The following is a 9,078-nucleotide window of genomic DNA, read 5'->3' as shown; positions in this document are numbered from 1 at the left end:
CGCGCCGGCCAGCTCGCGCGGATTGACGCCCACCTTCTTGGCGACCTGCAGGGCCAGGTTGGTGGCGTAGTCGCCGTGCTCCGGATTGCGCGGACGCTCGACGGTGACCGTGACGGGCAGCACGGACACGTCAAGATCACGCGCCGCGAACACGGCCTTGGCCGCGTCCAGGACAGCGTCGGCAAGATTCTCCGGAGTCACGCCAAGAATGGTATCCACCGCCTCCGACACTTCTCCGCCGCGTTACACCCCGCCCGGATGCATCCCCGCACACATCTAAGTCCGCCAGTCCGGATCGATACCGGGTAGAATCGGCGACCGACGCCCGGCCGGGCACACCCACCCCTCGATGTGACGGACATACACGATGAGCATCAGCACGCCAAGCGGCGAACAGAACAGCCCCTCCGTCGTGAAAGTCAGCGGCAAGCCCTCCGCCAAACCGGGTGCCAAGCCCGGAGGCAAGGGCGGCGGCAAGCCCGCAGCCGGCGGCAAAGGTGGCGGCCCGCGCCGGCCACAAGCGCCGGTCAAGGTCGGCCAGGGGCGCAACTGGGGCCCGATCGCCCTCTTCGTGGCGGTCGGCGTGATCGCCGTCGGCATCATCATCGCCGCCGCGTGGCCGTCGTTCGGGCCCGGCGGGTCGGCATACCCCTGGGAGCAGCGCGCCTCGCAGATCGAGGGCATCGTCAACTTCCGGGCCAACGGCACCGAGCTCAAGCGCGACCACGCCTGGGGCACGCAGACCTACGCGCAAAACCCGCCGGTCGGCGGCCCGCACAACGCCGTGTGGCAGCAGTGCATGGGCAACATCTACGACGCGCCGATCCCCAACGAGCACGCGGTGCACAGCCTCGAGCATGGCGCGGTCTGGGTGACCTACCGCAGTGGCCTGCCCGCCGACCAGGTCGAGGTGCTGGCCAACAAGGTCCGCGGCAAGCAGTTCACGATGCTGAGCCCGGTCGACAACCTGGACAAGCCCGTCTCCCTGCAGGCGTGGGGCTACCAGCTCAAGCTCGACGACGTCAATGACGCGCGCATCGACAAGTTCATCGAGGCGCTCGCCAAGAACGCCACGCTGGAGCCGCAGGTCGGCTGCGGTGAGGGCAACACGGCCACCGGCACGACACCGTTGACCGAGCAGCAGGTGCAGCAGAGGTTCGGCCAAGGCCAGTAGTTGACTGACCCTATGACCAGCACCAAGCCCACCTTCACCCTGTTCAGCACGACGGGCCTCAGCATCATGCTCATCCTGGGCCTGATGCTGGGGTTCGCGGCCGGCGTCGTCGTGCCCCGCGCGTTCGCCTCGTCGTCCACCCCGGGCGACGCGTCGGCCGAGGCGGGATTCGCGCGGGACATGTCCGACCACCACGCCCAAGCGGTGCACATGGCCATGCTGGCGCACCAGCGGGCCGCCAACGGCACCCTGCGCGTGATCGCGGGCGACATCGCGGTCACCCAACAGGGTCAGGTCGGCATGATGCAGCAGTGGCTGCGCGAGTGGGGCCTCAACACCAACCGCACCGGCAGCCCCATGGCGTGGATGCCCGACGGCGAGCAGTCCCTGCAGGATGGCCTCATGCCGGGCATGGCGACGCCAGCCGAGCTCACCCAGCTCGAGTCCGCCACCGGCCCCGACTTCGACCGCCTCTTCCTCAAGCTCATGATCAAGCACCACCTGGGCGGCATCCACATGGTCGACGGTGTCCTCAAGCAATCCACCAACCCCGACATCGTCTGGCTCGCCGGCAGCATGAAGTCCGGCCAGCAGGGCGAGATCACCGTCATGCAGCAGCTGCAACAGTCCATCGGCTAACCCATTTCAGCCCCGCCGACCAAACCTGTTACTCTTTGTCGGTCGCTGAGCCCCCGTAGCTCAGGGGATAGAGCACCGCCCTCCGGAGGCGGGTGCGCAGGTTCGAATCCTGCCGGGGGCACCAAGTTGTTCTTGTGCAAACCAAGCCGGACGATCTTCACGTCCGGCTTTTGTGTTCCCGACAGATACGCGAAGACCTTTTCGCCAGGTTCCGGTACTTCGATTCCGTTTTGCGACGGTGTCGCATCTGCCGGAGTTGACTTCTGTTCGCCTGCACCTTCCGCAGCTTCGCGCCCTTTTCTCTCCTCAGCCAGCTCATCAAGCAGATTCGGGTCGAGCACGGTACCAAATGGCTCGGTCATCTCGAACCGTTCGACTTCGCCGCTTTGGGAGATGTACAGCCGCCGGAACAGCCCTTGGTTGAACCGCCGCCGGATAGCAGGGGTGGCGTCTTCGCCAAGGTAGGCGTTAGCGCAGTTCCCGGCGATCTCCAGCGCCCTGTCTAGAGTCTGTTCCAGTTTGGCCATCGCTGTGCTTGCGGCCGCGATGCTCTTCTCGGCCTCGGCCATCTCCCGCGTCAGCCGATCCATCTCGACCTTCAGCATGTCCAGCGGCACCGCGCCCGCATAGTGGGCGTTGAGCAGCTTCTGGCGCTGTTCCTTGATATCCCGCACACGCTTCTCGGCCCGAGCCGCATCCTCCACCGCGACACCTTGTTCCCACGCGAGCTCGTCGTGGATACCGATGCGCAACCGCTCGACCTTCGCGGGACTGAGTTGGAAGCCCTCGTAGAAGTCGGCGATGCCGTCCTCAATCTTTTCCAGGCGCATCGGGCGGCGGGCACAGGGTTTGCGGCCGGTGCGCCGCGATAGGCAGGTGTAGTAGTCGTAAGCGCCGCCGTTGCCCTTGTTGCGGGAGAAGATGAGCCGTGATTTGCAGTCCCCACAATAGATAGAGCCCTTGAGGTAGTGGTTGTGGACGCGGTCTTTTTCGCCGGAGATGTTGTGCGCCGTCAACACATCCTGGACGCGCAGCCAAAGCTCAGGCCGGATCAGCGGCTCGTGCTTTCCCTCGTGGTAGACGCCCTGGTAGGGAACGACTCCCATGTAGTAAGGATTGCGAAGCATGTGGTGTAGGCCCGATATGGTAATGGGCTTCGCCGCGAGTTTCCGGGATGGCCTGGTACGCAGGCCCTTTTCGTTCAGAGCATCCACAAGTAGCCGGATCGGCCAGGTGCCAAGGGCGTATTGCTCGAACGCCCAGCGGATGAGCGGTGCTCGCTCTGGGTCGATGATGATCCAACTAACCCGCGCGCCATCAATGAATTCAGTCTTGTTCAGGTAGCCCAGCGGTGCGCGGTACGGCGTCCCGCCCCTTTTGGCTTTGGTCGTCATTCCCTTTAGGACCTCCACCGCCAGGTTGTCGGAGTAGTACTGCGCAACGCCAGCCATCATGTTGTAGAGCAGTTTGCCCGACGGAGTCTCGTCAACCGGCTCAGCGACTGACACGAGTTTTGCTCCCGCCCTCGCAATCGCAGCGTTGATCGCCACGTCGTCAGCGCGGTTACGTGCCAAGCGGTCGATCTTGTGGACGATAACGAAGTCAATGCGCTTGGCCTTCAGTTCCTTGAGCATCCGCTGCAGCTCAGGCCGATCGGCCGACTTCGCCGATTCGCCCGCGTCCACGTACTCCTCGACGAAGATGCCGCCAAGCTGGCGAACTTTGTCGAGGCAAACCTCACGCTGGAAGGGGATCGAAAAGCCCTCGGCCTCGCCGCCCTTCTTGGCTTGCTCCTCGGTGCTCACCCGGAGGTAGATCACCACTCGCGCGATACTTTGCGCGACACCAACCACATCCGAGCCGCCGCGCAGGTGGGTGACCATCTCCGCAAGTGTGGTGCCACCCTGTTGGAGCTGTGCCATAAGGGCTTCGCGCTTGCCGCCGTATCGTCCGGCACGGCTCATGCGTTCCGCCGTGCTCGCCGGAATGATCGCGTTGTCTTGATCGAATCCGTGTTCTTCTTTGGTGTATATCGGTGGTGACGTCCGCACGTTATCCCGCCCTTCTGGTTGGCCGTCTGTGCGCCGTTGCGCGCCAGGGCCAGGCAGGGTATCGCCGTATCCATCCTGGTACAAGCCATGCCGTTTCTCCATTACATTCGTGTCCTCCTATATTTTCTCAACTTTTTGATCATTTTGTGCTGCGGAATCGTCAGCACTCCCCACACGAGTTCAAATCTCGTCTGGGATTTGGGGCGAAGGAGCGGGCTACGCTCCTTCACCCTTGGCGCCTATGCGCCCGTGTCACCACCGCGCCGCGCCTTGCCCTTCGGCTCAGCTGCGGCGGCTGGTGTTTCACCGCCAAACAGCGCCTGGATCGCTCCGCGCCGTGCCGCCGCTTCCCGCTCGATCTCCTCGAGCTTGGCGGCAGCCTTGGCCGCGAAGTCAGGCTCTTGCTGCTTGGTCTTGACGTAGAGCGCTACGGCGCGGATCACCGCGTCGTTGAGGCTCAGCTCATCCAGTGCCGCCACCAGCGAAAACTGGCTGTGCAGCGCGTCATCGAGCTTGACGCCCAGCGTCTTGACGCCGTTGCCTTTGGGTTCCACCTGGAACCACCTCCTCGGTGCGAGCGGCCGGCCATCCCTCCACAAGGGATGACGACAATCGACCGCAGGGCACCGACGAGGCCCGGGAGCGCTACGGCTGGCTGGCCTTCTGTTCACGCCATTCAGCAAGGCGCTGGTTGGCCAGTTCGGCATACACCGGGTTGAGCTCGACGCCAATCCACCGCCGGCCGTGCATCTCGGCCGCTAGCGCCGTAGTCCCCGCGCCAAGAAACGGGTCGAGCACAACGCCGGGCTCAGCGTCAGCTGGGCACTCGCAGCGCGGCACAAGCACGCCGAGCACCGCGGGTTTCCGGGTGCGGTCCGCCGACCGCCGCTTCCATGGCGTCCCGCAAGCGGTGCAGACCTTCTCCGGACAGGTGGCAAGCAAAGGCTTCTCCACCAAGGCAATCGGGAATGTGGCGAAGTGGGCGCCGTGGTAGGCGGCGGTCGCCAAATGCCAGACGTCGCGCGGGTTGCCGCCGAGCGGATGCCCAACCAACCCCCGCGCCTTGAGCGCACCGAGCCCACGGTTGAGATCAATGAGCCCGCCCTCCGGCACGGCGTGCTTGGGCAGATACTGGTAACCCAAAGACTTCGGCCGCTTCGGTTGAGGCGGTGTGACGTGCGGCTCGCGCACGGCATCAAGGTCGAAGTGGTAGAAGCGCGAACGCACGCAAAACAGCATTACTTCGTAGCTTGAGGTAAAGCGGTCGGAAACGCTTGATGGCAAGGGGTTTTTCTTAGCCCAGATGATCTGATTCCGAATCACCCAGCCGCGCTTCGCCAGCTCCAAGGCCACCCGCTGTGGCCCGAGCAGCAGGCTCTTGAACGCCGCGCCCTGGCCTATGTGACTGGAGTACTGGTCGCCGACGTTGAGGAACAGTGCGCCGGTCGGCTTGAGCACACGGGCGATGTCCTCGCAGACGCCGGCCAGGTTGGCGGCCCAAGCGTCCACAGTGGATTCCAGACCCAGCTGCTCTTTCTGGCCGTAGTCGCGCAGCTGGTAGTACGGCGGGCTGGTAATACAGCAGTCAATGCTCTGAGGCGGCAGCTCCTTCAGTCGTGTGCGGGCATCCCCGATAAGGATCTGCCCAATCGGTAGTTCGGTTTTAGGCATTCATGTCGGCCTCCTTCGCCGCGAAAGTTAGGGATGAGGTGGCGTCGGCCAATAGGGCGACGCCGAATAAGTGTTGCGTGTCAAGGGGCAGGCTCTGCAGAACCCGCACAATGCGCTGGTGGGCGCGGGACGAATTGCCCAGCCACCAGACGCGAGGGAACACACCGTGGCGTTGTTGCTCGATGCCGGTTCGCCAGTACGCGATGTACGCCTGCATCTTCTTGCTGAGCGTGGCGGGGCTTTCCGTGCCCATGTCCACCTCGATGAAGCTGCTCAGCTCTAGGTCGGCCACGCCGAGCCGCACAAACGCATCCGGCTTGACGGTCAGCGGTTGCCCATGGCTGCTCGTGGACTGCCGCCAACACGCCGGTTCCGCCTGAAACTCCAGCAGTTCTAGGGTTTCGGTGCGCTCAGCCTCGCGTAAGCCGACGTAGATTTCTGCCACGGCCAGCACATGGTCGGTGAACTTGGGCTTGGTCTCCCAGATTTTTCGACGGCGGCCACCCATCGGGCCGTCGTTGTCGATGACCGCCTGGCCGTAGCCCGACAACCCGATGACGTAGCCCGCGCTTCCGGCGTGCATGCCGCCGATCCGCCGCCCGAGCCGGACGATAAGCTTCAGCTCGGCCAATCGCTTGAGCGCCGCCCGGCAGCGACGGCCGCGAGTAGCGGGCGAGCCCTCCACGAAATGGAGCCGTTCAATCTGGTTGCCGGTCATCAGCCGCAGGGCTCCAAGCGACTTTAGGATTTCTTCATCTCTGGGGCTTATCCGTTCCCGCAACCGCCCGATCCGCCCCCTGGCCCCGCCCAGCGGTCGAGGAGTAACAACACCCTTTGTGACAGGCTCGACCGTAGATGTGGTCTGCTGAGTATCCTCGCACGTGGGGTTCACCTCTGGCCCGAGGCGAAGGGTAGGGCGAACGGCGCTGCTTTCAGGGGTCATCTCGGCCTCCTCGGCTTCGCCCCGATGGGCTCCTCTGCCGATCCGCCGCCTGTGCCGTGCCAGCGCTCGGCCAAGGCTTTGTCTACTGCCGCGCCGTCCATCCCGTAGCGCTTGGCGCTTGAGGCGCGCAGCTCGTCAGGTTGGCTCGTCCACGCGCTGGGTGCCAGCGTGCGCACCGCGAACGGCTGAGTAGGCTGTCCATCCTTCAGGTGGATCTGAGCGACAGCCTCATACGCACCAAGCCGGAGCAAGTCCTCGGCCGCGAGTTGCGAACCAAACGCTGCCGCAAGCGATCGCGCGTCATCCGTGCCGGGACGGAAGCTGATCCGCGAGCGGGCGTTAGCGACCACCGCCGCCCGTAAACCTGGCGACAATTGCGCATAATGTTGGTGCGCCAGTGTCCAGGCGCCGCCCAGTCCGCGCGACTGGGCCAGCGCATCGCCGAAGTCGAGGCCGCCAGTGACGTCGACATAGTCTTGAAACTCGTCGACGTAGAGACCGACTACTCGCCTCTGTTCCCGGGGCAGGCCTGCGCGGCGTTGCAGTGCAGACCAAACCTGGCTGAGCACCAGCGCACCAAGCAAATTGGACACCGGGCCGCCGAGCAGCCCGCGGTTCAAGTTGACGAGTACGATGCGCCGCTTGGCGAACAGATCGTCGAAGCTAAACGCCGGTTGCGACTGACCGGTCATCTGCCGGAGCACATCGCGGGAAAGGAAGCTGCGAATCTTGTTGAGCAGCGGCGCAATGTATTGGCTACGCTCGCCGTCGCTGAGCGCCTCGAAGCCCGCCCACCAGGGCCCGAGCACCAGCGGATCTGCGACCTGAGCCAGCGCCCGGCGACGGAACCCTGGATTTGTGAGCAGCTGCACAACATCCGGCAACGTGCCGTCGGAGAGCCTTGCGGCGGTGAGGATTGCGTGTAGAGCAGTATCCGCAGTCCGAGGGCCCCAGTTACTTCCAGCCATGGCCGCAAGGAGTCCAACCAGTTCGTCTGCGCGACGTTCGGCGGTTTCGCGTGGGCCAGCCAAAACGTTTAGGCCGACCACGCCACGGGCGGCATCGGCCGGGTCAATGACCACCACGTCGTCACGCCGTTCCGCCGGAATCCGCGCTAGCACGTCTTCTATGAGGTCGCCGCGTGGCTCGACCACGAGCGCACCACGGCCGGCCGCAATGTCAGCTTGAACCAGTCCACTGAGGAGGGTCGATTTCCCTGATCCCGTCGGCCCGATGACGTGCAGATGGTACGGTGCGCTGCTTACCGGCATGGCCACCAGATGCCCGCGTTGGGCAGGATGCAAGCTCTCGCCAAGAATCCGCTCGTCGGCCGCATCCTTTTTAGATTCCTCGACCAACAGCCTTTCTGGCGCCAGGTTGATATGCCCGCCAACGGTAGGCAGATGATCCGGCACTTCATCCTGTACTGGCCAGCCGATAACTGCCGCCACCTCTTTGGCCGACATGATGGCGCTCCAGCTTAGTGTCGGCTGGGTCGCCTCATGGAGCCGCGCGGCAGTGCCGCCGCCAGCGCGGCTGAGGTGAAGACGGGCGTGCTCAGTGCTCAGGAGCTTGAGCGCACTGCCGACGTTATGGACGATGCCGCTGGCGCGGCTACTGCTGTCGGCCAGGGCCGCGATTCGGCCATGTACGCCGAAGATTGGCTCGGCGGCCTTCTCGCGTACGAGCCGTTCGGTGGTCGGCACTGGCCCGTGGCCAGGCCGGAAGCCAAGCGCCCGGGCCAACTCCACCTTTGCCGGGCTGACGATGCGCGATTGGCTAGGGCCGATGACCCACTGCATGCAGGCAGCTTCTTCCGAACCGAGCCGCGACAGCGTGGAGCTCAGCTCAGCCGATACCGCTCCGGCGAGTTCGGTGCGTAGCGGCGAGGACAGCCCATCCAGACGCACCGTCGCACCCGTGAGCAGCCGCGGGCGATTCGGTGACGATACGGGCGTTAGACCGAGGCGAGGTAGGTGAGCCTGCAGTTGTGCCGGAAGATCGCCAGCCAGCCGGTTGTCCATTCCAAGCAGCCAGTGAATCTTCCCCTTGATGCTCCACACTTCGAAGACCACTGCTGGCGTTGCGCGCGGTAGGCCGTAACGTGGCCGGGATGCCAGCGGCCGGATGACCGCGACCACTGCGGCTAGGTCGATATCCCGGGGCGGATGAACCGCGAACCAAACGAGGTTAGCCACGGCATCCGTCCTCCCCGATGTCGGACGAAGGCGTGTTTGTACCCGCTTGCTGGGCGGCCGCCTCATCTGCCGATTGGTCGTGCTTGCCGTGCTTTGTTTCCGACAGCTTCAGCCGAGCTAGCTCGACGCAGGCGCGGGCGAGCAGCCTCATCGCCGGATGCGCCCGTTCGTCGCCGGTTACTGTCACCGGCTTGCCAGATTCGGGCTTGTCTACATTGGTCATTCAGTCATACCTCTCCCTTCCGTTAGGTCGTAAATGGCTGCGAGGATTCGGCGTCTTTAGAGCTTCAAGGGCATAGCAAACAGACCTGACGCCACTGGCGGGCGTGATCAAGACATGCTTAAATCAAATGAAGCCGGTAAATATGCCGGTTTCGTGAGTCCAGCGGGGGCGCGCACATG

The 9,078-nt window shown here is 64.3% G+C and carries 8 protein-coding genes, 1 tRNA gene and 2 pseudogenes; 4 read left to right on the top strand and 7 right to left on the bottom strand.

Annotation, left to right across the window (positions count from 1 at the left end):
• Positions 1 to 201: pseudogene (locus tag DM816_RS13685) on the bottom strand (arginine--tRNA ligase); the annotation flags it as partial.
• Positions 202 to 367: 166 nt separating this feature from the next.
• Between DM816_RS13685 and DM816_RS13680 the strand changes: the two are divergent.
• The 4 genes from DM816_RS13680 (at position 368) to DM816_RS13665 (ending at position 2,685) form a co-directional block, all read left to right on the top strand.
• Positions 368 to 1,174, top strand: a complete 807-nt coding sequence (locus DM816_RS13680) for a thioredoxin-like domain-containing protein (protein WP_117210600.1) — start codon at positions 368 to 370, stop codon at positions 1,172 to 1,174.
• Positions 1,175 to 1,186: 12 nt separating this feature from the next.
• On the top strand, positions 1,187 to 1,813 hold the full coding sequence (locus DM816_RS13675) for a DUF305 domain-containing protein (RefSeq protein ID WP_117210599.1): 627 nt from the start codon (positions 1,187 to 1,189) through the stop codon (positions 1,811 to 1,813).
• Positions 1,814 to 1,862: 49 nt separating this feature from the next.
• A tRNA-Arg gene (locus DM816_RS13670) sits at positions 1,863 to 1,937 on the top strand.
• A 505-nt stretch (positions 1,938 to 2,442) separates the two neighbouring features.
• Complete coding sequence (locus DM816_RS13665; RefSeq protein WP_117210598.1) at positions 2,443 to 2,685, top strand: hypothetical protein; 243 nt, start codon at positions 2,443 to 2,445, stop codon at positions 2,683 to 2,685.
• Here the strand turns inward: DM816_RS13665 and DM816_RS45790 are convergent.
• The 6 genes and pseudogenes from DM816_RS45790 to DM816_RS42535 all read right to left on the bottom strand — a co-directional run.
• A pseudogene (locus DM816_RS45790) lies at positions 2,668 to 3,696 on the bottom strand (recombinase family protein); the annotation flags it as partial. The gene DM816_RS13665 and the pseudogene DM816_RS45790 overlap by 18 nt on opposite strands.
• Positions 3,697 to 4,103: 407 nt before the next feature.
• On the bottom strand, positions 4,104 to 4,418 hold the full coding sequence (locus tag DM816_RS13650; RefSeq protein WP_117210597.1) for a hypothetical protein: 315 nt from the start codon (positions 4,416 to 4,418) through the stop codon (positions 4,104 to 4,106).
• Between the two features lie 91 nt (positions 4,419 to 4,509).
• On the bottom strand, positions 4,510 to 5,535 hold the full coding sequence (locus DM816_RS13645; protein WP_117210596.1) for a DNA-methyltransferase: 1,026 nt from the start codon (positions 5,533 to 5,535) through the stop codon (positions 4,510 to 4,512).
• A complete protein-coding gene (locus tag DM816_RS13640) occupies positions 5,528 to 6,478 on the bottom strand; it encodes a replication-relaxation family protein (protein ID WP_117210595.1) in 951 nt (316 codons plus the stop codon). Before DM816_RS13640 ends, DM816_RS13645 begins: the two co-directional genes overlap by 8 nt.
• On the bottom strand, positions 6,475 to 8,676 hold the full coding sequence (locus tag DM816_RS13635) for a type IV secretory system conjugative DNA transfer family protein (RefSeq protein ID WP_162907441.1): 2,202 nt from the start codon (positions 8,674 to 8,676) through the stop codon (positions 6,475 to 6,477). Before DM816_RS13635 ends, DM816_RS13640 begins: the two co-directional genes overlap by 4 nt.
• Positions 8,669 to 8,899, bottom strand: coding sequence for a hypothetical protein (locus DM816_RS42535; RefSeq protein WP_162907440.1), 231 nt, complete (start codon positions 8,897 to 8,899; stop codon positions 8,669 to 8,671). The genes DM816_RS13635 and DM816_RS42535 overlap by 8 nt, the downstream gene beginning before the upstream one ends.
• Positions 8,900 to 9,078: the final 179 nt, after the last annotated feature.

The sequence above is a fragment of the Allorhizocola rhizosphaerae genome, from assembly GCF_003426775.1.
Taxonomy (GTDB): Bacteria; Actinomycetota; Actinomycetes; order Mycobacteriales; family Micromonosporaceae; genus Allorhizocola; species Allorhizocola rhizosphaerae.
The sequence above is the reverse complement of the archived record's forward strand: the minus strand, read 5'-3'. Positions and strand labels throughout refer to the sequence as shown.

What these genes read in the sequence shown, in the direction of transcription:
- DM816_RS13640 (WP_117210595.1), bottom strand. Translation starts at nt 6,478, where the DNA reads ATGACCCCTGAAAGCAGCGCCGTTCGCCCTACCCTTCGCCTCGGGCCA.
- DM816_RS13680 (WP_117210600.1), top strand. Translation starts at nt 368, where the DNA reads ATGAGCATCAGCACGCCAAGCGGCGAACAGAACAGCCCCTCCGTCGTG.
- DM816_RS42535 (WP_162907440.1), bottom strand. Translation starts at nt 8,899, where the DNA reads ATGACCAATGTAGACAAGCCCGAATCTGGCAAGCCGGTGACAGTAACC.
- DM816_RS13675 (WP_117210599.1), top strand. Translation starts at nt 1,187, where the DNA reads ATGACCAGCACCAAGCCCACCTTCACCCTGTTCAGCACGACGGGCCTC.
- DM816_RS13645 (WP_117210596.1), bottom strand. Translation starts at nt 5,535, where the DNA reads ATGCCTAAAACCGAACTACCGATTGGGCAGATCCTTATCGGGGATGCC.